The 22,523-nt window shown below is 74.1% G+C and carries 23 protein-coding genes; 12 read left to right on the plus strand and 11 right to left on the minus strand.

Annotated features, from left to right (window positions below):
- The first annotated feature begins 57 nt into the window (after positions 1-57).
- Positions 58-921 (plus strand): F510_1955 family glycosylhydrolase, encoded by an 864-nt coding sequence (locus E9549_RS18675; RefSeq protein WP_236828098.1) that lies wholly within the window; start codon positions 58-60, stop codon positions 919-921.
- A 262-nt stretch (positions 922-1,183) separates the two neighbouring features.
- Positions 1,184-1,639 (plus strand): hypothetical protein, encoded by a 456-nt coding sequence (locus E9549_RS18680; RefSeq protein WP_236828099.1) that lies wholly within the window; start codon positions 1,184-1,186, stop codon positions 1,637-1,639.
- Here the strand turns inward: E9549_RS18680 and E9549_RS18685 are convergent.
- Complete coding sequence (locus tag E9549_RS18685) at positions 1,623-1,760, minus strand: hypothetical protein (protein ID WP_236828100.1); 138 nt, start codon at positions 1,758-1,760, stop codon at positions 1,623-1,625. The genes E9549_RS18680 and E9549_RS18685 overlap by 17 nt on opposite strands.
- A gap of 117 nt (positions 1,761-1,877) precedes the next feature.
- Between E9549_RS18685 and E9549_RS18690 the strand changes: the two genes are divergently transcribed.
- Both E9549_RS18690 and E9549_RS18695 read left to right on the plus strand, forming a co-directional pair.
- Entirely contained in the window at positions 1,878-2,258 is a 381-nt protein-coding gene (locus E9549_RS18690) for a helix-turn-helix transcriptional regulator (protein WP_236828101.1), read from the plus strand.
- A 310-nt stretch (positions 2,259-2,568) separates the two neighbouring features.
- Complete coding sequence (locus E9549_RS18695; RefSeq protein ID WP_236828102.1) at positions 2,569-4,815, plus strand: heavy metal translocating P-type ATPase; 2,247 nt, start codon at positions 2,569-2,571, stop codon at positions 4,813-4,815.
- A gap of 133 nt (positions 4,816-4,948) precedes the next feature.
- Here the strand turns inward: E9549_RS18695 and E9549_RS18700 are convergent, their stop codons facing one another.
- Together E9549_RS18700 and E9549_RS18705 are read right to left on the minus strand one after the other, a co-directional pair.
- Positions 4,949-5,215 (minus strand): SHOCT domain-containing protein, encoded by a 267-nt coding sequence (locus tag E9549_RS18700; RefSeq protein WP_236828103.1) that lies wholly within the window; start codon positions 5,213-5,215, stop codon positions 4,949-4,951.
- A gap of 249 nt (positions 5,216-5,464) precedes the next feature.
- Entirely contained in the window at positions 5,465-6,229 is a 765-nt protein-coding gene (locus E9549_RS18705; protein WP_236828104.1) for a YcnI family protein, read from the minus strand.
- A 262-nt stretch (positions 6,230-6,491) separates the two neighbouring features.
- Between E9549_RS18705 and E9549_RS18710 the strand changes: the two genes are divergently transcribed.
- Positions 6,492-6,782: a DUF1540 domain-containing protein gene (locus E9549_RS18710; RefSeq protein ID WP_236828105.1), complete on the plus strand. Its 291-nt coding sequence runs from the start codon at positions 6,492-6,494 to the stop codon at positions 6,780-6,782.
- On the opposite strand, the gene E9549_RS18715 is transcribed toward E9549_RS18710, so the two are convergent.
- Positions 6,767-7,207 (minus strand): hypothetical protein, encoded by a 441-nt coding sequence (locus E9549_RS18715; protein ID WP_236828106.1) that lies wholly within the window; start codon positions 7,205-7,207, stop codon positions 6,767-6,769. The two genes, E9549_RS18710 and E9549_RS18715, sit on opposite strands and share 16 nt — an antisense overlap.
- Positions 7,208-7,274: 67 nt before the next feature.
- The gene (locus E9549_RS18720) at positions 7,275-8,156 is read right to left on the minus strand and encodes an ABC transporter substrate-binding protein (RefSeq protein ID WP_236828107.1); all 882 of its coding nucleotides are present in this window, start codon (positions 8,154-8,156) and stop codon (positions 7,275-7,277) included.
- Between the two features lie 258 nt (positions 8,157-8,414).
- Here E9549_RS18720 and E9549_RS18725 point away from each other — a divergent pair, with 258 nt between their 5' ends.
- Positions 8,415-9,905 carry a SulP family inorganic anion transporter gene (locus E9549_RS18725; RefSeq protein ID WP_236828108.1) on the plus strand — a complete coding sequence of 497 codons (1,491 nt, stop codon included), beginning with the start codon at positions 8,415-8,417 and terminating at the stop codon, positions 9,903-9,905.
- Between the two features lie 5 nt (positions 9,906-9,910).
- Positions 9,911-10,300 carry a MerR family transcriptional regulator gene (locus tag E9549_RS18730; protein ID WP_374201455.1) on the plus strand — a complete coding sequence of 130 codons (390 nt, stop codon included), beginning with the start codon at positions 9,911-9,913 and terminating at the stop codon, positions 10,298-10,300.
- Positions 10,301-10,345: 45 nt separating this feature from the next.
- On the opposite strand, the gene E9549_RS18735 is transcribed toward E9549_RS18730, so the two are convergent.
- Complete coding sequence (locus E9549_RS18735) at positions 10,346-10,501, minus strand: hypothetical protein (protein WP_236828110.1); 156 nt, start codon at positions 10,499-10,501, stop codon at positions 10,346-10,348.
- Between the two features lie 173 nt (positions 10,502-10,674).
- Here E9549_RS18735 and E9549_RS18740 point away from each other — a divergent pair, with 173 nt between their 5' ends.
- The 3 genes from E9549_RS18740 to E9549_RS18750 all read left to right on the plus strand — a co-directional run bounded on the left by E9549_RS18740 (position 10,675) and on the right by E9549_RS18750 (position 13,975).
- Positions 10,675-11,940: an AI-2E family transporter gene (locus tag E9549_RS18740; protein ID WP_236828111.1), complete on the plus strand. Its 1,266-nt coding sequence runs from the start codon at positions 10,675-10,677 to the stop codon at positions 11,938-11,940.
- Between the two features lie 89 nt (positions 11,941-12,029).
- On the plus strand, positions 12,030-12,467 hold the full coding sequence (locus tag E9549_RS18745) for a universal stress protein (protein WP_236828112.1): 438 nt from the start codon (positions 12,030-12,032) through the stop codon (positions 12,465-12,467).
- The gene (locus E9549_RS18750; RefSeq protein ID WP_236828113.1) at positions 12,467-13,975 is read left to right on the plus strand and encodes a sodium:alanine symporter family protein; all 1,509 of its coding nucleotides are present in this window, start codon (positions 12,467-12,469) and stop codon (positions 13,973-13,975) included. Before E9549_RS18745 ends, E9549_RS18750 begins: the two co-directional genes overlap by 1 nt.
- 112 nt (positions 13,976-14,087) lie before the next feature.
- Here E9549_RS18750 and E9549_RS18755 read toward each other — a convergent pair whose 3' ends face one another.
- From E9549_RS18755 to E9549_RS18775, 5 genes are all read right to left on the minus strand, one after another.
- Positions 14,088-14,723 (minus strand): trimeric intracellular cation channel family protein, encoded by a 636-nt coding sequence (locus E9549_RS18755; RefSeq protein ID WP_236828114.1) that lies wholly within the window; start codon positions 14,721-14,723, stop codon positions 14,088-14,090.
- 36 nt (positions 14,724-14,759) lie between these two features.
- Positions 14,760-15,392 (minus strand): TetR/AcrR family transcriptional regulator, encoded by a 633-nt coding sequence (locus E9549_RS18760; RefSeq protein WP_236828115.1) that lies wholly within the window; start codon positions 15,390-15,392, stop codon positions 14,760-14,762.
- Positions 15,393-15,468: 76 nt separating this feature from the next.
- Entirely contained in the window at positions 15,469-17,619 is a 2,151-nt protein-coding gene (locus tag E9549_RS18765; RefSeq protein ID WP_236828116.1) for a 3-hydroxyacyl-CoA dehydrogenase NAD-binding domain-containing protein, read from the minus strand.
- An 11-nt stretch (positions 17,620-17,630) separates the two neighbouring features.
- Positions 17,631-18,845: an acetyl-CoA C-acetyltransferase gene (locus E9549_RS18770; RefSeq protein WP_236828117.1), complete on the minus strand. Its 1,215-nt coding sequence runs from the start codon at positions 18,843-18,845 to the stop codon at positions 17,631-17,633.
- 70 nt (positions 18,846-18,915) lie between these two features.
- Positions 18,916-20,058 carry an acyl-CoA dehydrogenase family protein gene (locus tag E9549_RS18775; RefSeq protein WP_308113153.1) on the minus strand — a complete coding sequence of 381 codons (1,143 nt, stop codon included), beginning with the start codon at positions 20,056-20,058 and terminating at the stop codon, positions 18,916-18,918.
- Between the two features lie 128 nt (positions 20,059-20,186).
- Here E9549_RS18775 and E9549_RS18780 point away from each other — a divergent pair, with 128 nt between their 5' ends.
- Together E9549_RS18780 and E9549_RS18785 are read left to right on the plus strand one after the other, a co-directional pair.
- Entirely contained in the window at positions 20,187-21,977 is a 1,791-nt protein-coding gene (locus tag E9549_RS18780; RefSeq protein ID WP_236828118.1) for a long-chain fatty acid--CoA ligase, read from the plus strand.
- A 179-nt stretch (positions 21,978-22,156) separates the two neighbouring features.
- On the plus strand, positions 22,157-22,399 hold the full coding sequence (locus E9549_RS18785; RefSeq protein ID WP_236828119.1) for a hypothetical protein: 243 nt from the start codon (positions 22,157-22,159) through the stop codon (positions 22,397-22,399).
- The last annotated feature ends 124 nt before the right edge of the window (positions 22,400-22,523 follow it).

The raw sequence follows: 22,523 nt of genomic DNA on the forward strand, positions 1-22,523 counted from the left end.
CACCCCGCCCCGCCGCACCTCAGCCGGCCCGGCACCGCACCGACCTGGAGTTCTCCCATGCGCTTGGCACGCACCGCTCGTCCCGCCCTCGCGGGCGCTGGACTGCTCATCCTGGTGACCGGCTGCGCGGCCACCGACGTCCCCGTCGCGCCCGAGCCGGGCGACACCACCGGCACGCTCCCGACCGCGCACGTGCACGCCGTCGCCGTCGACCCCGGGGACGGGGCGGTGCTGCTGGCCACCCACGAGGGGCTGATCACCGTCGGCGACGACGGCAGACCGGCAGCCGTCGGCCCGGTCATCGACCTCATGGGGTTCACCGTCGCCGGGGCCGACCACTACCTGGCGTCGGGTCACCCCGGGATGCGCACCGACCTGCCCAACCCGGTCGGGCTCATCGAGAGCACCGACGGCGGTGCGACCTGGACGCCGCTGTCCCGCGCCGGCGAGTCGGACTTCCACGCGCTCACCGACCTACCCGGAGGCGGGGCGCTGGGCTACGACGGGACGCTGCGCCGCACCACCGACGGCACCACCTGGGAACCGCTGGCCATCCCGGCCGCGCCGCACACCCTCGCCGCCGCCCCCGACGGCCACGTGCTGGCCACCACCGGCGCCGGACTGCTGCGCTCCACCGACACCGGGGCCACGTGGGCGCCGGTGGACGGCGCTCCGCTGCTGCAGGTGGTGACCTGGTCGGGCGACGGCGCCACCGCGGTCGGCATCACACCGGACGGGGCGGTGTGGACCAGCGACGACGCCGCGGTCAGCTGGACCCAGCGGGGTCAGCTGGACGGGACGCCGCAGGCGGTGGGAGCGACCACCGCCGACGGCGACCTGCGCGTCCTCGTGGTGACCGACCACGGCCTGCTGGAGTCCACCGACGGCGGCGCCACGTTCACCACCCTGCTGCGCAGCTGAGCCCGGGGATCCCGGCCGATGGACGCGGACGGTGCCGGTCAGCCGGTCGGGCAGTCGCGCAGCGCCGAGCCCTCGAACTCCGGGACGGGCCGGGCGTCGGCCTCCTCGACGGTCTCGGCCTCGCCGTTCTCCGCGATGTCCTGGATCAGCCACTCCATCTCGGCGATCTCTCATCGCGCTCATCCAGTTGCGGTCGTCCACCGTGACCTGGCTGCGGTCGAGCGCGATACCACCGCCCAGCAGCAGGAGGCTCACCGCCACGATGGCGATGTTGCCCTTCATGTTCTTGTACATGTTGAGCATCCAGCCGAGCATGACCAGCCCCATGGTGCCGCCCATGGTCAGCGCCATGAACACGCGGCTCTCGCTGAACTCGACGTGGCTCCACTCCCACGTGCCCGCGAACATCGTCCAGTACATGACCACCATGGACGTGGTGATCATCGCCGCGAAGCGCAGGTACATCTTCCGCTGCATCTTCTTCTGCATCGCGCCGTCGCCGGAGTCGTCGTGGTGGCCGGGGTCCTCGCCGCCGTGCCCGCGCGAGTGGTCCTCGTTGCTGCTCTTGGTCGCCATGGGGTGGTGCTCCGTTCTCTCGCCGCCGGGCCGGGGGCCGGGCGTGGGTGGTCGTGCACTGCCGACGTCCCGGCGGCTGGCCGGGGCCTGGTGCGCCGGGACGCCTGCTGGTTCGGCCGGGTCGGTCAGCCCGGTGTGCTGATGAGGCCGCGGCACGCCTGCTCGCAGCGCCGGCAGGCCTCGGCGCGGCTGCGGAGCTCGTCCCCGTCCACCCCGCCGAGGTCCGCGGGGCAGGTGCCGAGCACCCGCGCGGCCACGGTCATGGCCACCTCCTCAGACGTCCGGCGCCGGAGGGCTCGGGTGCCGCCCGGGACTGTCGCCGGTGGAGCCGTGCTACCCGTAGATCCGTACGGGTATGAGCGCGTCGGAGGTGTTTCTCGATGTCCGAACCCACCCACGCCCATCCGGTCGACCCCGAGCGGGTCGCCCACGCCCGCAGCCGGCTGCCCAGCCGCGATGAAGCGGCCCAGCTGACCAGCGTGCTGAGCCTGATGGCGGACCCCACGCGCGCCCGCGTGTTGTTCGCCCTCGACATGGTGGAGGAGCTGTGCGTCGGCGACCTCGCGCTGGCTCTGGAGGTGAACGAGGACGCGGTCGGGTACGCGCTGCGGCTGCTGCGCACGGCGGGGCTGGTCGTCAACCGCAAGCAGGGGCGCGTCGTCTACTACCGCCTCGCCGACGGCTTCCCCGAACCGCTGCGCGAGCACTGCCTGCGCCAGTTGATCGTCCTGTCCCAGACGCCGGTGCCCGACGAGCTCTGAGGCCCACGCGTCGCGGGCCCCGCTGATCGACCGCCGCGCCCGTCCGGCCACGGCCCCGGCGGCCGACACCCCGGATGGACCGGCCGGTCGAGCAGCGGGAGGACCCGGCAGAGCCGTTCGGCCCTCGCGCTCCGGGTCCGGTGGCGATGGTCTCCCCCGCTCGGGACGGCGAGGGTCGGTGCCGGTCGGCGGCTGCCGACCACCACCGGAGGAGGAAGACGTGCCCGTGGTCGCGCCGCTCGTACGTCGCGGACGTCCCGCCGGACCGGGATCCCGGCTGCGACGGTGGCTCGAGCCCGCGCTGCTGATCGTGACACTGGGCCTGCTCGCGGCCGGCGGCGTGGCCTGGGTGGCGGGCGCCGGGCCGTGGGACGACGTCCTCTGGGCCGCGGCGACGCTGATCGCGGTGGTGCCGTCGGCCGGGTGGGTCGTGGCCGCGCTGCTGCGGCGGAGAACCGGGGTCGACCTCATCGCGCTGCTCGCCCTGCTGGGCACCCTGATGGTCGGCGAGCACCTGGCCGGTGCGCTGATCGCGGTGATGCTGGCCACGGGACGGGCGCTGGATGCGGCGGCGCAGCGGCGGGCCAACCGGGATCTGCGGGCGTTGCTGGAGAGGGTCCCGCGCACGGCGCGCCGACGCGTCGGCGACGTGGTCTCCGAGGTGCCGGTCGACGAGGTCGCCGTCGGGGACCTGGTGCTGGTCGGCCCGGGTGAGGTGCTCCCGGTCGACGGGGTGGTCGAGGGCGGTCCGGCGGTGCTCGACGAATCCGCGCTCACCGGAGAGCCGGAGCTGGTCGAGCGGGCCACCGGCGATCCGGTCCGCAGCGGGACCTTGAACGCCGGCGGCGCCTTCGAGCTCACCTGCTCGGCGCCGGCGGCGCAGAGCACCTACGCCGGTATCGTCGCGCTCGTCCGGCAGGCCGGGGCGGAGAACGCTCCGGTGGTCCGCCTCGCCGACCGGTACGCCGCATGGTTCCTGCCGCTGTCGCTCGCCGTGGCGGGGCTCGCCTGGCTGATCAGCGGCTCGCCGACGCGGGCGGTGGCGGTGCTGGTGGTGGCAACTCCGTGCCCGCTGCTGCTGGCCGCCCCGGTGGCTGTCGTGTCCGGCCTGTCGCGGGCGTCGCGGCTCGGTGTCGTCGTCCGCAGCGGTGGCGCGCTGGAGAACCTCGGGGCCGCCCGCACGATGGTGCTGGACAAGACCGGCACGCTGACCGCCGGGCGGCCGGCGCTGACCGAGGTCCTGACCGCGCCGGGGTGGTCGGTGCCGGACGTGCTGCGGGTGGCCGCCTCGGCCGACCAGCTCTCCCCGCACGTGCTCGCCGAGGCCGTGGTCGCCGAGGCACGGGCCCGCGGCCTGGCCCTGTCGCTGCCGCAGGACGTGCGGGAGCAGCCCGGCCGCGGCGTCGAGGCCACCGTCGACGGCAGGCGCGTGCGCGTCGGCAAGCTCGACCCGGCACCCGGCGGCAGCTGGGCCCGCACGGCGGTCAGCCGGGCCGCGCTGGACGGTTGCGCGCTGGTGTGGGTCGAGCTCGACGGCACCCCCGTCGGTGCGGTTCTCCTGAAGGATCCGGTGCGCCCCGACGCAGGACGGACGCTGCGGCGGCTGCGGTCGGCCGGCATCGACCGGCTGGTGATGCTCACCGGCGACCGGCCCGAGCCGGCGCGGGAGGTCGGCGCGGTGCTCGGCCTGGACGAGGTGTGCGCCCAGCAGACCCCGGCGAGCAAGGTCGCCGCGGTCCGCGCCGAGCAGGACCGCGCGGTGACCGTGATGGTGGGCGACGGCCTGAACGACGCGCCGGCGCTGGCCGCGGCCACCGTGGGTGTCGCGATGGGCGCCCGGGGGTCGACGGCCTCGTCGGAGGCCGCCGACGTGGTGCTCACGACCGATCGGCTCGACCGGCTCGCCGATGCGATGGAGATCGCCCGGTACGCCCGTCGGGTCGCCGTGCAGAGCGCGGTCGCCGGGATGGGCCTGTCGCTGGCCGCCATGGTCCTGGCCGCGGTCGGGCTGCTGCCGCCGACGGTCGGTGCGCTGCTGCAGGAGGGCATCGACGTGGCGGTGATCCTGAACGCCCTCCGCGCCCTCCGCGGCGGCCGGGTCGGCGGACGCCCGGTACCGCTCCCGACGCAGACGCTGCTGCGCCGCTTCGGCGCCGAGCACGACGACCTCCGCCAGGCGCTGCCGCTGGTGCGGGCAGCCGCCGATGCACTGGTCGTGGACCCCACGCCGCAGGCCGTCGAGGCGCTCCACCGCGCGCGGACGGCGCTGGTCGAGCGGCTGGTGCCGCACGAGGAGGCGGAGGAGGCCGAGCTCTACCCCGCGCTGGCCCGGACGCTGGGCGGTGGCGAGGCGGTCGCCCCCATGAGCCGCGCTCACGCGGAGATCGGCCGGCTCACCCGCCGGCTGCAGGTCCACCTCGACGCCCTCGACGCGGGCGCCGATCTCGATCCTGGACGACGGCAGGACCTGCTGGCCTGCCTGTACGGGCTGCACGCCCTCCTGCTGCTGCACTACCTGCAGGAGGAGGAGAGCTACTTCGCGCTCGCCGAGGAGTAACCGGGGCTGGTCGTCGTCCCCGGGAGCGGGTGCCGAGCACCCCGCGACGCGGCACGTGTCGACGTCGCCGCCGCAGCGGCATCACCCCGGTCGGCTCCGCCCTGCCTCATGGCCCGGGATCCAGGCCGACCGGTCAGCGGGTCCCCGTCGGGTCACGCCCGGGAGCGCCGAGCGCCGCGAGCCGCTGCCGGTACTCCTCGATCGTGATCTCGCCGCGGGCCAGGCGCTCGGCGAGCACGTCCTGCGGCGCGCGGGCCGCCGGAGGCGGGTAGCGCTGCTCCCGGCCGGCCCTGGCCAGGAGCACGATGACGGCGACGATCATCGCGAGCAGCACCAGGACGACGACCGTCATCACGAGCCAGCCCCAACCGCTCATGTGGTCCCACCCGTACCAGCCCATCGCCGGAGTCCGCTCCTCGACCGGGACGCACGGACCTGCGCCCGGTCCGAGCGTGCACCGCGGTGCCCGCGCCCTGCGCGAGGCGAAGGTCCCGCAGGCCGGACCCGTTCGGCCCGGCACCAGGCGCCGCGACCAGTAACGCGGCGCTCGGGCGGGCAGCCGGCGCCGTCGACGAGCACCCACGGGGTGCCGGGCAGGCCGTCCTGCCGGTCTGCCGGTCGGTGCCCCGCGGTCGGGGCACTGCCGCGGTCAGCTGCTGCGCCGCCGCGAGGCGAGCGCCAGCGCGAGGGCGGCGGCACCCACGACCAGGCCGAGGCCACCGATGACGAGGGCGGCCACGGCCAGCCCGGAGCCGTCGGCCGCCTCGTCGGCGGCCGTGGCGTCGGCGGCCGTGGCGTCGGACGCGGCCCCGGTGGCGGTGCCGTCGGCCTCCGCGGGGGCGTCCGCAGCGGGGGCGCTCCCGTGCGCGGCGTCGCTCCCCCCGGTCAGCGACAGCACGGGCGCCGGGCTCTCCGGCTCGTCCTGGCCCTCGACGGTCGGCTCGATCCAGGCCTGCTCCACCCCGTCGTCGTAGGTCTGGATCGCCGGGAAGGAGATCTCGTCCACCTCCGGGATGGGGCCGGCGCTGATGGCGAAGGTCTGGTACTGGCCGGGGGCGATGCCGGCGCCCGGGTCGGCGACCCAGGTGATCTCCGTGACCGCCTCGGCCACCTCGCTGCCGTGCACCTCGACCGGCGGGTCGACCGGGCCGGTGCTGGTGGTCGCGGTCCAGCCGGGCACCGGCTTCACGCTCACCGACGCGAGCGGGGTCTCGGCGGGGATCTGCACCCGCAGCGAGACGGTGGAGGCGGTGTCGCTCTCGTTCGGCACCCGGAAGGTGAGCTCGCCGAACCCGCCCGGCGCCGCATCGCTGGAGGTCACCCGGACGTGCGCCGAGGCCGCGCCGGCACCGGCGAGGACCACCACCGTGGCCAGGGACGACGCGACGAGCGCGCGGAGGGGGCGGACGGGCACGGCAGGCTCCTTCGTCGACCGCCGGCGCGGCAGGCTGCCGGACCCGTGCGGTGGTCCAGTAGTCGCCCGCACGGCACCCGCGGTTCCCGGTGCACCGCGGAAGTGACGGCGGTCACCGCAGGGGGGCGCGCCGTCCGCTTGACGCACGACCCGGAGTTGCGCCGAGATGCCCTGGTCAGCGCCCTGGACGAGCCCCTGACCAGGGCTTGAGGCAAGCCTTCTCTTGCTGGCGGGGGCGCGGCGGAGGTGCCAACCTGACCGCATGACCTCTCTCCAGGAACTACCCCAGGTCGAGGACTGCTCGGTGAGCAGCTGCTCCTACAACGCGAACTCGGGCTGCCACGCGGGGGCCATCACCATCGGCGGCGACCACGCCCACTGCGGCACCTTCGTCGAGATCTCCTTCCGGGGTGGGCTCGACCGGACCGGTCTCGTCGGCGCCTGCCACCGCTCGGACTGCCGGCACAACGACAAGCTCGAGTGCACCGCCCCGGGCGTGCGCGTGGGCGCCGGCGCCGACGCGGCCGACTGCCTGACCTACGAGGCCCGCTGACCCGGTAGCAGGTCCGGCCCGCCGAGCGGCTCGACGGCCAGGTTCCCGGCTCCGTCGGCACGCAGCGCCCCGTCGGCGATCGACAGGGCGGCCACCGGGTCGGCGTCGTCGACGAGGACGGCACGGCCCGGGGCGGCCATCCCGCGCACCGCGGTGAGGACCACCCGCCGGTCCGCGCCGGCCAACCCCTCGGTCACCCGCTCGACGAGCACGATCGAGGCCGCACCCCGGCCGGCGTCGCGGACAGCGGCCAGCCGATCGGCGAGCTCGTCGGTCGGCGCGGCCGTGAGCCGCACGACGGGCAGCGCCGCCTGCCCGGAGGCGCAGCGCCCGGTGCTCTCGTCGAGCGCCTGCATCACGTCGCGGCGCGCGGCGTCCGGACCCAGCAGCACCGTCACGTCGCCCAGCGGCAACCGCAGCCCCATGCGAGCTCCCTCTCCTCGGGTAAGGCGAGGCTAACCTGCGGCGCGCAGGGCGTCGAGGGGGTCGCCGTCACACCACGCGGGCGGCCCACCGGAGCGGGCGGTCGCCCGGCTCGGGGTGCAGCAGCGCCGCCAGCGTCTCCACGCCGTCGACCAGCCGCGGCCCCGGGCGGACCACGACCGCATCGCCGTCGACGGCCCACACCGGCCGTCCCGGGAGGGCGGCGGCGACGACGGCCGCCTGCTCCACCGCACCGTCGAGGCCGAAGCCGCACGGCGCGACCACGACCACGTCGGGGTCGGCCGCGGCGAAGGTGTCCCACCCGACCGGCAGCGACCGCTCCCCGGGCCGGCACGCCACCGGCTCGCCGCCCGCGGCAGCCACCAGGTCGGGCACCCAGTGGCCGGCCGGGAAAGGCGGGTCGACCCACTCCACGACCGCCACCCGGGGACGGGGGCGCCCGCCGACACGGGCGGCGACCGCGGCGAGCCGGGCACGGAGCGCGGCCACGACCTCCTCGGCACGCCGCGAGGCGCCGGTGCGCTCGCCGACGACGGTGATCGTCGCGAGCACCTCCTCCAGTGTGTGCGGGTCGAGCGTCACGACCTCGGCGCGGCAGCCCAGGTGGGCCAGCGCGTCGCCGACGTGCCCGGCCGGGAGGGCGCAGACGCGGCACAGGTCCTGGGTCAGGACGACGTCCGGGGCGAGGTCGGCGAGCGCACCGGCGTGCAAGGTGTAGAGGTCCTCCCCCGCCGCCAGGCGACGGCGGACGGCGGCGTCGATCTCGCCGGGGCTCAGGCCGGCGGTGTCCAACCCGCCGACGACCACCGCCTTCTCGGTCCGCGCCGACGCCGGTTCGTCGCACTCGAAGGTGACCCCGACCAGCGACGACTCCAGATCGAGGGCGTAGACGATCTCCGTCGCCGACGGCAGCAGCGAGACGATCCGCACCCGCTCACCGTACGGGCGGGCAAGCGACGCGGACGGGGCGTGACCAACGCCTCAGCGCTCGACCCTCACGTGAGGGACGAGTTCCCGGCAGACTGCTCCTGACACCGGCGACGCTGCTGCCGGCGCGGGCACCGGCACCAACCGGCGTCACCGCCGACCGGCGCGCGACCGCCGCGGTGCACCGGCGCACCGCTCCCCCGGCACCACCCGGTGCTGCCCGCCTGCGCCCGCGACGGCGCACCCGAACGAGACGGATCCATGTCCTCAGCCACCGCTGCCCCGCCCGCGCCCCGCTTCCGCCGACCGGCGTGGCTCTCCCCCGGCACCGCCCGCACCGAGGTCCTCGCCGGCCTCGTCGTCGCCCTCGCGCTCATCCCCGAGGCGATCAGCTTCTCCATCCTGGCCGGCGTCGACCCGCGGGTGGGCCTGTTCTCCTCGTTCGTGATGGCCGTGGTCATCGCCTTCACCGGCGGCCGCCCGGCGATGATCACCGCTGCCACCGGCGCGATCGCCCTGGTCGTCGCCCCGCTGGCCCTCGAGCACGGCGTCGAGTACCTGTTCGCCGCCGTCGTCCTCGGCGGGGTCTTCCAGGTGCTGCTGGCCGCGGCCGGAGTCGCCCGGCTGATGCGGTTCATCCCGCGCAGCGTCATGGTCGGCTTCGTCAACGCGCTCGCGATCCTGATCTTCACCGCGCAGTTGCCGCACCTGGTCGACGTGCCGTGGCTGGTCTACCCGCTGGTCGCCGCCGGACTCGCCATGATCTTCCTGCTGCCCCGGCTGACCGCCGTCGTCCCCTCGCCGCTCATCTCCATCGTGGTGCTCACCGGGCTCACCGTCGCCGCCGGCTGGTCGCTCCCGGACGTGGGTGACCAGGGCGAGCTGCCCGACAGCCTTCCGTTCCTCGGCATCCCTGCCGTCCCGTTCACCTGGGAGACGCTGACCATCATCGCGCCCTTCGCGCTGGGCGTGGCGCTGGTGGGGCTCATGGAGTCGCTGATGACGGCCAAGCTCGTCGACGACCTCACCGACACCCCCTCGGACAAGACCCGCGAGAGCTGGGGCCAGGGCGTGGCCAACGTCGCCTCCGGCCTCTTCGGCGGGATGGGCGGCTGCGCGATGATCGGCCAGACGATGATCAACGTGAAGTCCGGCGCCCGCACCCGGCTGTCGACCTTCCTCTCCGGCGTCTTCCTGCTGGTCCTCGTCGTCGCGCTCGGCGACGTCGTCGCGATCATCCCGATGGCCGCCCTGGTCGCCGTGATGATCTTCGTGTCGATCGCCACCTTCGACTGGCACAGCCTGCGCACGATCCACCGCATGCCCCGCAGCGAGACCACGGTCATGCTGGTGACCGTCGCCGGCACCCTGATCACCCACAACCTGGCCATCGGCGTCGGCGTCGGCGTGCTCACCGCCTGCGTGCTGTTCGCCCGCCGGGTGGCCCACCTGGTCGAGGTCACCAGCGTCCTCGACCCCGACGGCGGCACCCGCGTCTACTCGGTCACCGGCGCCCTGTTCTTCGCCTCCAGCAACGACCTGGTCTCCCAGTTCGACTACAACGGCGATCCGGAGGACGTCGTGGTGGACCTGACCGACGCCCACGTCTGGGACGCCTCGACCGTCGCCGTCCTCGACGCCATCACGCACAAGTACGAGACGCGTGGCAAGACGGTGCGGTTCGTCGGGCTCACCGGCCACTCCGCCGACCGGTTCGAGCGGCACACCGGCCGGCTCGCCGGGGCACACTGATGCAGGTGACGCGCGGGGGGCTGCTCCAGATCGGCCAGGTCGCCGAGCGCACCGGCCTGAGCCTGCGCACCATCCGCTGGTACGAGGAGGAGGGCCTCGTCGTCCCCACCTCGCGCACCGACGGCGGCTTCCGGCTCTACAGCGACGCCGACGTCGCCCGCCTCGAGGTGATCAAGCGGATGAAGCCGCTGGGCTTCGCCCTGGAGGAGATGCGCGAGCTGCTCGGCCTGCTCGCCGACCTCGACTCCGGCACCGGCGACCGGGCGCAGCTGCTCGACCGGCTGCGGATGTTCCACGAGGCGGCCACCGCCCGGGTCACCGCGCTCCGCGAGCAGCTCGCCGTCGCGGAGGGCTTCGCCGACGGCCTCGCCGGCCAGCTGGACGCCCGGGGCTGACCGCGTCCGCCGTGGCGGCCGCCCCCCGGCCGGCCGCCACGGTGGTCACACCCTGGTGTTGCGCTTGGTCCACCCCCAGGCGGCGGTGGCCAGGAAGAGCACCACACCGATGACGAGGAGCCAGAACAGCCCCTCGACGACCGCTCCCACCACGGCGAGCACCAGCCACACGACCAGCAGCAGCCCGATCAACCCGAGCACGGGGCCTCCTCCCGCTCGGCGTGCGCGACGCCCGGCGTCCCGCACGCACGTCCGACGTTCCGGTGAAGGGGTTCGCCTACCCGATCCGCGGCGACACCATGCGGGGCGACCGCACACGTGGCCCCCCGAGGCGCGAGGATGGCGGCGTGCGGGCAGCGGAGGGAGGTGACGGCATGACCGGACCGGCGCCGTCCCCCCTCGGTGACCCGGCGGTCGCACGGCCGCTCCGCTCCCCGGGGGCGGCGGTGGGTGCGCACCCCGCCACACCCCCGCCGGCGGCCGGCCGCACCGGGTTCCTGCAGCGGGAGGCGACGATCGCGGGGCGGGCCCTGGTGATCGGTCTGGCCGGGGTCGGCCTGATCTGGCTGGTGCTCCAGGTCCAGTTCGTCGCCGCCGCCGCCATGCTCGGCATCGCCCAGGTCGCGATGCTGTGGCCGATCGCCAGCTGGCTGCGGCGGCACGGCGTACCCGCCGTCCTCGCGGCGATCCTCTGCGTCGTCGGCTACCTGGCCTTCTTCGTGAGCGTGCTGACCTTCCTGGTCCTCCAGCTCATCGAGGCCTGGCCCGGCCTGATCGATGCAGGCGTGGACGCGGTGAACACCGTGACCGCGTGGGCGCAGGCGCGGACCGAGGACATGAACAACGCGGGGCTGGAGCAGGTGCTCACGCAGCTGGAGTCCTCCGTGGGCTCGGCGGCCTCCGGGCTCGGAGGCGCGGCCGCCCAAGGGCTGAACGCGGTCGGCAACATCACCACGGTCCTGCTCATCGCGCTCTTCTTCACCCTCTTCGCCCTCACCAGCGGTGACCGGCTGTGGCGGCAGTTCGTCCGTGCGCTGCCGGTCGAGTACCGGTCGCCGACCGACGCCGCCTTCCGCGCCGGCTTGCGCACGGCGGGGGCGTGGTTCTACGCCTCGACCGCCACCGGCCTGGTCGACGGCGTGCTCATCGGCCTCGGGCTGTGGCTGCTCGACGTCCCGCTCGCCCTCCCCCTGGGCGCGCTGACGTTCCTGCTCGCCTACGTCCCGCTCGTCGGCGCGACGCTCGCGGGCGCCCTGGCGGTGGCGGTCGCCGGGGTGACCAACGGCCTGGCGACGGCCCTGTGGGCGCTGCTCATCGTCGTGGTGGTGCAGCAGATCGAGGGGAACGTGCTCGCCCCGCTGCTGCTGTCGCGGGCGATCAACTTCCACCCGCTGGTCGTGCTGCTGCTGACCACGGGAGCGGCGTCCGCCTTCGGCCTGCTCGGCCTCTTCGTCGCGGTGCCGGTCGCCGGGGTGCTCGCCGCCGCCGTGCAGGGGTGGCGGCGGCAGGTCGGCCGGCAGGCGGCGGCACCCGGCGACGCGGAGACGGCGGCCGGCGAGCCGGCCGGGCACCCGGACGACGGGGACCGGGCCGGCACCGCCGGACACGCGCACGCGCAGCCCGCAGCGCCGGCGTCCTGACGCGGACGGGGCGGAGGGCCGCTCGACCTGCCGGCCGGCGCGATCACCGCTAGCGTTCGGCCGATCAGCGTCTCCACCGGAGGTGGGCCGTGCCCGAATCCATCCTGGTAGGCCTGGACGGGAGCGAGGCGAGCGGTCGCGCCGCGGATGCGGCGGCCGACGCCGCCCGCCGCCACGGGTTGCGCCTGGTGCTCGCGTGCGTCGTCCCGTGGTCGCCCTACTCGTTCACCACCGCGGAGGAGAACGAGCGCCGGCCCGTCGAGAAGGAGCGCGAGGCCGCGTCGGCCCGCGAGCGCGTCCTGGACCCGGTGGTCGCCCGGCTCTCCGAACCCGGTGACCTCGTGATCGAGGGGGTGGTCCGGCACGGGCATCCCGCCGAGACGCTGGTACGGCTGGCCCGCGAGCACGACGCCGCCTGGATCACCGTCGGCAGGATCGGGCAGAGCCGGGTGCGCACCCTGCTGTTCGGCTCGACGCCCACCAGCCTCATCCAGCTCTCCCCCGTCCCCGTCCTGGTGGTGCCGTGATGACCTCCCCCTCCGGCTCCCTGCTGGCCGCCACGTTCGACGAGCGGGTCGACGGCTTCTTCGCGCCCGTGTCGGACGTCATCACCACGATCGTCTTCTTCGCCGTCCCGCTGGACTTCATCGACGAGGGCGTGGAACTGCCGCTCATCGTCGTCTGGCTGGTCATCGCCGGCCTGTTCTTCACGATCTACCTGCGCGGCTTCCAGTTCCGCGCCTTCCGGCACGCCATCCAGCTGATCCGCGGCCGTTACGACGACCCACGGGACGCCGGCGAGGTCACCCACTTCCAGGCCCTGGCGACGGCGGTGTCGGGCACCGTCGGCCTCGGCAACATCGCCGGGGTGGCGGTGGCGATCTCGCTGGGCGGGCCGGGCGCCACGCTCTGGATGATCATCGCGGGCCTGCTCGGCATGTGCACCAAGGGCGTCGAGTGCACGCTCGGGGTCAAGTACCGCAACGTCTACCCCGACGGCCGGGTCTCCGGCGGACCGATGTACTACCTGACCAAGGGGCTCCGCGAGAGGAGCCCGCGACTGGGCACCTTCGGCAAGGTGCTCGCCGTCCTGTTCTGCATCTTCACCCTGGGCGGGGCGGTCGGTGGCGGCAACATGTTCCAGGCGAACCAGGCGTTCAGCCAGGCGCAGTCGGTCACCGGCGGGGCCGACGGGCCGCTCGGCGGGGGCGGCGCCGGCGCGATCTTCGGCCTGGTCCTCGCACTGCTGGTCGGCGCGGTCATCATCGGCGGCATCCGCAGCATCGCCCGGGTCACCGACAAGCTCGTCCCGTTCATGGCGGTCTTCTACGTCATCGCCTGCCTCACCGTGCTGTTCGCCAACCTGACGGCCATCCCGGACGCGCTCTGGGCCATCGTCTCCCAGGCGTTCAGCCCCGAGGCCGGTTACGGCGGCATCGTCGGGGTGCTGATCCAGGGCTTCCGGCGGGCGGCGTTCAGCAACGAGGCGGGTCTGGGCTCCGCGGCGATCGCGCACTCGGCGGTCAAGACCGAGCACCCCGCCACCGAGGGGCACGTCGCCGTCCTGGAGCCGTTCATCGACACCGTCGTCATCTGCACGATGACCGCGCTGGCCATCGTCATCACCGGCACCTACCTCGACGAGGCGAGCGACCCGGGGGTGCAGACGACGTCGGCGGCCTTCGAGAGCGTCGTCGGCTGGTTCCCGATCGTGCTGGCGGTCGCGGTGATCCTGTTCGCCTACTCGACGATGCTGGCCTGGAGCTACTACGGCCTGAAGGCCGCGACCTACCTGTTCGGCGAGTCGATGGTCGTCGACCGGACGTGGAAGCTGGTCTTCTGCCTCTTCGTCGTCATCGGTGCCTCGTCGACGCTGGACGCGGTGATCGGCTTCTCCGACAGCATGATCTTCCTGATGTCGCTGCCGAACATCATCGGCCTGTACCTCCTGGCCCGGGTGGTGAAGCGGGAGATCACCGGCTACCGCGCCCGGATCGACAGCGGCGAGATCCTGCCGGTCGCCGAGCGGACCTGACCCGCCACCCGCGGCGCGACGTCGGCGCTCTCGGGCTGCAGGGGAGCGCTTGGGCCCGAGATCGCCGATGTCGGTGCCGGCCGGCGCGGGCGGTCGCCGGTCGGGGCCCGCGTCACTCCTGCCCGCGTCGGGGGCGCACCGGAGGGAAGGGCGCGTGCACGTCGAAGTGGACCCCGACCATGCGGATGGTGAAGCACAGCGCGGCGGCGCCGATCGAGGCGGCCGGCCCGTGGGCGCCGAGCAGGTCGGCCAGCACCACCGCCGTCGCCCCGAGCAGCGCCGGGACGGCGTAGAGGCCGCTCGTGAGCACCGAGGGCACCTGCCGGATGAGCACGTCCCGCAGGGTGCCGCCGCCGACGCCGGTGATCGTGCCGACGATCACCGCCTGCGCCGGGCCGAAGCCCAGGTCGAGCGCCTTGAGGGCGCCGGTGACGGCGAAGAGGCCCAGCCCCGCGGCGTCGAGGACGTTGATCGCCCCGTTCAGCCGCTCCAGGTGGGGACCGGCGACGAAGGCGATCAGCCCGCCGCCGGCGGCCACGGCGAGGTAGCGCCAGTCGACGAAGGTCGCCGGGGGCAGGGCGTCCAGGAAGACGTCGCGGATGGTGCCGCCCCCGAGCGCGGTGATCATGCCGAGGGTGACCACGCCGACGATGTCGAGCCGGGTGGTGCGCAGCGCGGTCAGCGCGCCGTTGAGCGCGAACGCGAACGTCCCGACGAGGTCCAGCACCAGCAGGGCCGTCGTGGCCATCGATCCGCGCCCCCCGGTGCAGCACTCGGTGTGCGCTCAGCTTCCCAGGTGGCTCCCGCGGGCGGTGAAGGCCGCCACGATCGACTGCCAGTGCTCCACGTGCGGGCCGCTGCGCGGGGCGTCGGGCTGCAGCGCGTAGGTGAGCGCCTGGCCGCGCATCGAGGTGAGCAGCACCTGGTACACCGCCTCGGCGTCCGGGTGCCGCGCCACCTGATCGCCGAACACCTCCATCGCCAGCGTGCGCAGCTGCGCCCCGAGGCGGCGCTCGTGCGGCAGCAGCGCGGCCCGCAGCTCCGGATCGGTCCGGGCGGCGCCCCACAGCTCCATGGCCGCCACGAACAGCTCGCCGTGGAACCGTTCCCAGATCAGCTCGACGCCGAGCCGCACCCGGGTGGCCGCGTCCGCCGGGAGGTCGGCCGCGGCCTGGCGCACGCTCGCGCTGAACTCCTCGTAGAGGTGGTCGACGGCGGCCAGCACGAGGTCGGCCTTGGTCGTGAACTGGTGGGTCAGCGCGCCGCGGGAGACGCCCGCCCGGCGCTGCACCTCCTGGGTCGTGGTGCGCGCGTAGCCGAGCTCGACCAGCGCCTCCACGGTGGCGCGCACCAGTGCCTCGCGGGTGCTGGCGCGCCGCTCGGCCTGCGTGCGGCGCGCGGTCGGGGCAGCGGTCATCTCGTCGTCCGGGTCGTGGAGAGGGCGGGAGCGGGACGCCGCGCGCCGGCGGCGCCCCGCTCCCCCGCCGGAGTGCTCAGACCGCCGCGGCAGCGCGCAGGCTGCCGGCCGGCACGGCGCGCTCCAGCAGGATCGCCGGCGGCCGGAACCGCTCGCCGTAGCGGTCGGCCAGCTCGTCGGCCCGGGCGACGAAGCCCGCCACCCCACCGGCGTACTGGTCGACGTACTGCAGGACGCCGCCGTAGAGGGGCGGGAAGCCGATCCCCATGATGGAGCCGATGTTCGCGTCCTCGACGCTGCGCAGCACCTGCTCCTCCAGGCAGCGCGCGGTCTCGACGGCCATGGCGAACAGCAGCCGCTCCTGCGCGTCGTGGAACGGCACGGCGTCCGAGGTCGGGAAGAGCTCCGCCAGCCCCGGCCAGACCCGCTTCTCGGGCTGCCAGTCGAAGAAGCCCTTCCCGGCGGACTTGCCGGTGCGGCCGTGCTCGACCATCGCCCGCAGCACCGCCACGCCCGGGTGGTCGTCCGCGGCGCCGGCCCTGGCTGCCTCGTCGCGGATCTTCAGCGGCAGGGTGAGCGTCACCTCGTCGAGCAGCGTGAGCGGCCCGGCCGGGAAGCCCGCCTGCAGCGCGGCCCGCTCCACGCTCATCGGCGCCAGCCCCTCGGCCAGCAGCGCGGCGCCCTCCATCACCAGCGTGCCGAACACCCGGCTGGTGAAGAAGCCGCGGCTGTCGGAGACCACGATGGGGGTCTTGCCGATCTGCCGGACGACGTCGTAGGCGCGGGCGAGCGCGGCGTCCGACGTCCGCTCCCCCACGATCAGCTCGACCAGCGGCATCCTGTCCACCGGCGAGAAGAAGTGCATGCCCACGACGTCGGCCTGCCGCTGCACCCCCTCGGCCAGGCCCGTGATCGGCAGCGTGCTCGTGTTGGAGGCCAGCAGGGCACCCGGCGCCGCGTTCGCCTCGGCCTCGCTGAGCACCCGGTGCTTGAGCGCGGTGTCCTCGAACACCGCCTCGACCACGACGTCGCAGCCGGCGAGGTCGGCGGCGTCGCCGGTCGGCGTGATGCGGGCGAGGAAGGCGTCGGCCTTCTCCTGGGTCAGCCGCCCGCGCGCGACCTGCTTGCCGACCAGCACCGCGACGTGGGCCTTGCCCTTCTCGGCCGCCTCGGTGCTCACGTCCTTGAGCACGACGTCGACGCCGACCTTGGCGAACGCGTGCGCGATGCCCGCGCCCATCATCCCGGCGCCGAGCACGCCCACCTTGCCGGCCGCGAACCGCTCCTCGACCGCCGGCCGCGACCCGCCGCCGTTGATCCGGTTCAGGTCGAACCACAGCGCCTGGATCATGTTGGTCGAGATCTGGCCGACCACCAGGTCGACGAAGTACCGGCCCTCGACGGTGAACGCGGTGTCGACGTCCACCTGCAGGCTCTCCACCGCGGCGGAGAGGACCGCGTACGGCGCCGGGTAGGGCGCGCCCTTGAGCTGCTTGGTCAGGTTCGCCGGGAACGCCGGGAGGTTCGCCGCCAGCGACGGCGACGACGGCGTGCCGCCGGGCACCTTGTAGCCCCTGGCGTCCCACGGCTGGGCGGCCTCGGGGTTCGCCAGCACCCACTGCTTCGCCTTGGCCAGCAGCTCCTCGCGGTCGGCCGCGAGCTCGTGCACCAGCCCCAGCCCCACCGCCTTCGACGGGCGGAGCTGCTGGCCCTGCAGCAGCAGCTCGAGCAGCGCCGTCGTCAGGCCGAGGAGCCGCACGGAGCGGACGACCCCGCCGCCGCCGGGCAGCAGCCCCAAGGTCACCTCGGGGAAGCCGAGCCTGACCTCCGGGTCGTCGAGGACGACGCGGTGGTGGCAGGCCAGGGCGATCTCCAGGCCGCCGCCGAGGGCGGCGCCGTTGACCGCGGCGGCGACCGGGAGGCCGAGGGTCTCCAGCCGGCGCAGCTGGCTCTTCACCAGCGTCACCTGGGCCAGGACCTGGTCACGGGTCTCCGGCGTGGCCTGGATCAGGCTGCCGAGGTTGCCGCCCGCGAAGAAGGTCTTCTTCGCACTGGTCAGGACGACCCCGCGCACGGACTCCTTCTCGCGCTCCAGCCGGTCGACGGTCTCGCCCATCGACCGCACGTACGCGTCGTTCATGGTGTTCGCCGACGACGAGGGGTCGTCGAGGGTGAGGACGACGACGCCGTCGGCGTCCTGCTCCCAGCGGATGGTGCTCTCGCTCATCAGAAGACTCCTCAGACTCGCTCGACGACGGTGGCGATGCCCATCCCGCCGCCGACGCACAGGGTGGCCAGGCCGCGGCGCAGGTCGCGCCGCTCGAGCTCGTCGACGAGCGAGCCCAGGATCATCGCGCCGGTGGCGCCCAGCGGGTGCCCCATCGAGATGGCTCCGCCGTTGACGTTGACCTGCTCGTGGTCGAAGCCGGTGTCGGCCATGAACCGCAGGACGACGGCGGCGAACGCCTCGTTCATCTCGACCAGGTCGATGTCGTCGACGGTGAGCCCGGCCTTGGCCAGCGCCTTGTGCGTGGCCGGCGCCGGGCCGGTCAGCATGATCACCGGGTCGGAGCCGGAGACGGCGGTGCTCACGATCCGCGCCCGCGGGGTGAGCCCGTTGCGGCTGCCCGCCTCCTCGGTGCCGACGACGACGAGCGCGGCGCCGTCGACGATGCCGCTGGAGTTGCCGGCGGTGTGCACGTGGTCGATCCGCTCGACCCAGTGGTACCTGTCCAGCGCCACGGCGTCGAAGCCCCCCATGTCGCCGATGCCGGCGAACGCCGAGGGCAGCCCGGCCAGCGACTCGACCGTGGTGCCCGGGCGGACCAGCTCGTCGGTGTCGAGGACGACGGTGCCGTTCATGTCGGTCACCGGGACGACGGAGCGCTCGAAGTACCCGTTGGACCAGGCCTTGGCGGCGCGGGCGTGCGACTCGGCGGCGTAGGCGTCGACGTCTTCCCGGGTCCAGCCGGCCAGGGTGGCGATCAGGTCGGCGCCGATGCCCTGCGGGACGAAGCCGGTGCGGGCGGCGGTCTCGGGGTCCATCGGCCACGCGCCGCCGTCGGAGCCCATCGGCACGCGGGACATCGACTCGACGCCGCCGGCGAGCACCAGGTCCTCGAAGCCGGAGCGCACCTTCTGCGCCGCGAGGTTGACCGCCTCCAGGCCGCTGGCGCAGAACCGGTCGATCTGCACGCCGGCCACGGTCTCGGGCAGGCCGGCGGCCAGCGCCGCCGTCCGGGCGATGACCGCGCCCTGCTCGCCGACCGGCGAGACGACGCCGAGGACGATGTCGTCGACCAGCCCCGGGTCCAGGCCGGGGTTGCGCCGGCGGACCTCGTCGATCAGGCCGGTGGTCAGGCTGATCGGCTTGACCGAGTGCAGCCCGCCGGTCTTCTTGCCCTTGCCGCGCGGGGTGCGCACGGCGTCGTAGATGAACGCCTCGGTGCTCATGCGGGTCCTCTCGTCGTGAGGGGTGAGGGGCGAGGGGGTGGGGCGGAATGTGCACATTTCGCCGGGAGGGTCAGACGCCGAGGGAGCGGCCGACGATCTCCTTCATGATCTCGGTCGTCCCGCCGTAGATGGTCTGGATGCGCGAGTCGAGGAAGGCCTTCGCGACCGGGTACTCGAGCATGTAGCCGTAGCCGCCGTGCAGCTGCAGGCACCGGTCGACGACGCGCTTCTGCAGCTCCGTCGTCCACCACTTGGCCATCGCCGCGTCCTCGGCGGTGAACCGGCCGGCGTTGTGCTCGAGGATCGCCTTCTCCAGGTACGTCTCGGCGATGGAGACCTCGGTGTGCATCTCGGCGAGCTCGAACCGGGTGTTCTGGAACTTCCCGATCGGCTTGCCGAAGGCCGTGCGCTCCTTGCAGTACCGGACGGTCAGGTCCAGCACGATGCGGGCCGAGGCGACGGCCCCGGCGGCGATGGAGAGGCGCTCCTGCGGCAGGTTCTCCATGAGGTGGAAGAAGCCGTGCCCCTCGGTGCCGAGGAGGTTGGCCGCGGGGACCCGCACGTCCTCGAAGAACAACTCGGCGGTGTCCTGCGCCTTGAGCCCGATCTTGTCCAGGTTGCGGCCGCGCTCGAACCCCGGCATGCCGCGCTCGACGACGAGCAGCGAGAAGCCCCGGGCGCCGGCCTCCGGGTCGGTGCGGGCGACGACGATGACCAGGTCGGCGTTGATCCCGTTGGTGATGAAGGTCTTCGACCCGTTGAGCACCCACTCGTCGCCGTCGCGGCGGGCCGTCGTCCGCAGGCCCTGCAGGTCCGACCCCGCGCCCGGCTCGGTCATGGCGATGGCGGTGATGATCTCGCCGCTCACCAGCCCGGGCAGCCAGCGCCGTTTCTGCTCCTCGGTGGTGAGCCCGATCAGGTAGGGCGCGACGACGTCGTTCTGCAGCGTGAACCCCAGGCCGGACGCCCCCGCCCGGCTGACCTCGGCCGAGAGGATCGCGTTGTAGCGGAAGTCCTTGACCCCGCCGCCGCCGTACTCCTCCGGCACGTCCATGCCCAGCAGGCCCTGCTCGCCGGCCCGGAGCCAGACGGCGCGGTCGACGACGCCGGCCTCCTCCCACTCGTCGTGGTGCGGCGTCACCTCCTTGGCCAGGAAGTCCCGCAGCATCGCGCGGAACGACTCGTGCTCGGCCTCGTAGAGCGCTGACTGCACACCGACCTCCGGGAAAGCGCTGGTCCCCCGGCGGCCACCGCGCCGGGAACCCGAACATACAGACCGATCGTTCTGTATCTTCGCGAGCCACGTCACACCGTCGTGTCGTCACCCCGAGGAGCCCACCCGTGCAGGAGTACTCCAGCCCCTCCGCTTTCGAGATCCCGCCGACCGCCGCGCTGCCCGATGCGGTGACCACCCACGCGCGGGAGAACCCCGACCGGGTGGCGCTGAGCCGCAACGCCGGCGGCGCCTGGGTGCCGGTCACCAGCCGCGAGTTCGCCGAGCAGGTCGCCGCCCTCGCCCGCGGCATGATCGCCGCCGGGGTGGGTCCGGGCGACCGGGTCGGCATCCTCGGCCGCACGAGCTACGAGTGGACCCTGGCCGACTACGCCGTCTGGACCGCCGGGGCGGTCGGCGTCCCGATCTACGAGACCTCGTCGGCCGAGCAGGCCCAGTGGATCCTGTCGGACTCGGGCGCGGTCGCCGTCGTCGTCGAGACCGCCGCCCACCGGGCGCTGGTCGAGTCGGTGCGCGCCGACCTGCCCGGCCTGCGCGAGGTCTGGACGATCGCAGCCGGCGACCTCGACGCGGTGGCGGCGCGGGCCGGCGAGGTGCCCGAGGAGGTGCTGGCCGAGCGGCGCGCGACGCTCTCGACCGACAGCCTCGCCACGATCATCTACACCTCCGGCACGACCGGGCGCCCGAAGGGCTGCGAGCTCACCCACGGCAACCTGCTGTACGTCGCCGAGCTCGCGCCCCGCGTGATCCCGGCGATGGTGGCCGAGGGCGCCAGCTCGCTGCTGTTCCTGCCGCTGGCGCACGTCTTCGCGCGGATCATCGAGGTCGGCTGCATCCAGAACGGCGCCCGGCTGGGCCACACCGCCGACCTGACCTCGCTGCTGGCCGACCTGGGCACCTTCCGGCCGACCTTCCTCGTCGCCGTCCCGCGGGTCTTCGAGAAGGTCTACAACGGCGCCCGGCAGAAGGCGCACGCCGGCGGCAAGGGCGCGATCTTCGACCGTGCCGAGCGGGTCGCCGTCGCCTGGTCGAAGGGGCAGGACACCGGCGGCCCCCCGCTGGGGGTCAAGCTGCAGCACGCGCTGTTCGACCGGCTGGTCTACGGCAAGCTGCGCGCGGCGATGGGCGGCCAGGTGGAGTACGCGCTCTCCGGCGGTGCCCCGTTGGGCGAGCGGTTGGGCCACTTCTTCCGCGGCATCGGCGTCACCATCCTCGAGGGCTACGGCCTCACCGAGACCGCCGGGCCGAGCACCGTCAGCGGCCCGGACGCCATGAAGGTGGGCACCGTGGGCCGCCCCGCTCCCGGCTCGGCGGTCCGCATCGACGACTCCGGCGAGATCCTGGTGCGCGGGCCGCAGGTGTTCCGCGGCTACTGGCACAACCCCGAGGCGACGGCGGAGTCGATGCGCGACGGCTGGTTCCGCACCGGCGACATCGGTGTCCTCGACCCCGAGGGCTACGTGACGATCACCGGCCGCATCAAGGAGCTCATCGTCACCTCCGCCGGGAAGAACGTCTCGCCGGCGGTCCTGGAGGACAGGATCCGGGCCCACCCGCTGGTCAGCCAGTGCATCGTCGTCGGCGACAACCGGCCGTTCATCGGCGCGCTGATCACCCTGGACGCCGAGGCGCTGCCCGGGTGGCTGGAGGCCAAGGGCCGGCCCGCCGGCACACCGCTGGCCGAACTGGTCGACGACCCGGAGGTCCTCGCCGAGATCCAGGCGGCCGTCGACGCGGCGAACGGGCAGGTCTCGAAGGCGGAGTCGATCAAGTCCTTCGCCGTCCTCCCCGTCGAGTGGACCGTGGAGGGCGGGCAGCTGACCCCCTCGCTGAAGCTCAAGCGCTCGGTGGTCATGAAGGAGTTCGCCGCCGAGGTGGAGAAGATCTACGCCTCCTGAGCCGACCCCTCCCTGCGTGCCCCCGGTCCCCGCCGACCGGGGGCACGCGGCGTCGGCGGGCCGGTCCGACGGCCGGTGTCCACCGATATCGGAACAGGTGGGACCGGTGTGACGGGTGCGGCCGACACGTGCCCGTCGGTGGTGGCGCAACGGGCGGCGGGACGGAGACCCTGGGGCCCATGACGAGCGTCTACGCGTACGGCACGGCACACGCGGTCGTCATGGTCGGCTCCTTCGGCGCCGAGGGCCTCACCCCCCGGCAGATCGGCCCGGCCCACGCGACGATCGGCCGGGTGAACGGGCAGAGCCGCAAGGCGCTCTGCGGCGCCTTCGTCTCCATCGACGAGCAGCTGCCCTGGCCGCCGGAGGGCTACGACGAGACGCAGCTCTGCCCGAACTGCGCCACCCTCGCCGCCCTCTGACCTCCCGGGCACAGGAAGCTATTCCTGCGCATGGGGGGCCCGGGACGTAGGAAGAGCTTCCTATGCCCCCGCCAGCCTTCGACGCCCCCCGCCAGCCTTCGATGCCCCCCCGCCGGCCTTCAGC

It is taken from the genome of Blastococcus sp. MG754426, from assembly GCF_021699055.1.
In the GTDB taxonomy this organism is placed as follows: domain Bacteria; phylum Actinomycetota; class Actinomycetes; order Mycobacteriales; family Geodermatophilaceae; genus Blastococcus.

Bases quoted from the DNA above. Each gene is read 5' to 3' on its own strand.
- E9549_RS18675 (WP_236828098.1), top strand. From the start codon at position 58: ATGCGCTTGGCACGCACCGCTCGTCCCGCCCTCGCGGGCGCTGGACTG.
- E9549_RS18680 (WP_236828099.1), top strand. From the start codon at position 1,184: ATGGCGATGTTGCCCTTCATGTTCTTGTACATGTTGAGCATCCAGCCG.
- E9549_RS18685 (WP_236828100.1), bottom strand. From the start codon at position 1,760: ATGACCGTGGCCGCGCGGGTGCTCGGCACCTGCCCCGCGGACCTCGGC.
- E9549_RS18690 (WP_236828101.1), top strand. From the start codon at position 1,878: ATGTCCGAACCCACCCACGCCCATCCGGTCGACCCCGAGCGGGTCGCC.
- E9549_RS18700 (WP_236828103.1), bottom strand. From the start codon at position 5,215: ATGGGCTGGTACGGGTGGGACCACATGAGCGGTTGGGGCTGGCTCGTG.
- E9549_RS18710 (WP_236828105.1), top strand. From the start codon at position 6,492: ATGACCTCTCTCCAGGAACTACCCCAGGTCGAGGACTGCTCGGTGAGC.
- E9549_RS18715 (WP_236828106.1), bottom strand. From the start codon at position 7,207: ATGGGGCTGCGGTTGCCGCTGGGCGACGTGACGGTGCTGCTGGGTCCG.
- E9549_RS18725 (WP_236828108.1), top strand. From the start codon at position 8,415: ATGTCCTCAGCCACCGCTGCCCCGCCCGCGCCCCGCTTCCGCCGACCG.
- E9549_RS18740 (WP_236828111.1), top strand. From the start codon at position 10,675: ATGACCGGACCGGCGCCGTCCCCCCTCGGTGACCCGGCGGTCGCACGG.
- E9549_RS18750 (WP_236828113.1), top strand. From the start codon at position 12,467: ATGACCTCCCCCTCCGGCTCCCTGCTGGCCGCCACGTTCGACGAGCGG.
- E9549_RS18755 (WP_236828114.1), bottom strand. From the start codon at position 14,723: ATGGCCACGACGGCCCTGCTGGTGCTGGACCTCGTCGGGACGTTCGCG.
- E9549_RS18760 (WP_236828115.1), bottom strand. From the start codon at position 15,392: ATGACCGCTGCCCCGACCGCGCGCCGCACGCAGGCCGAGCGGCGCGCC.
- E9549_RS18765 (WP_236828116.1), bottom strand. From the start codon at position 17,619: ATGAGCGAGAGCACCATCCGCTGGGAGCAGGACGCCGACGGCGTCGTC.
- E9549_RS18770 (WP_236828117.1), bottom strand. From the start codon at position 18,845: ATGAGCACCGAGGCGTTCATCTACGACGCCGTGCGCACCCCGCGCGGC.
- E9549_RS18785 (WP_236828119.1), top strand. From the start codon at position 22,157: ATGACGAGCGTCTACGCGTACGGCACGGCACACGCGGTCGTCATGGTC.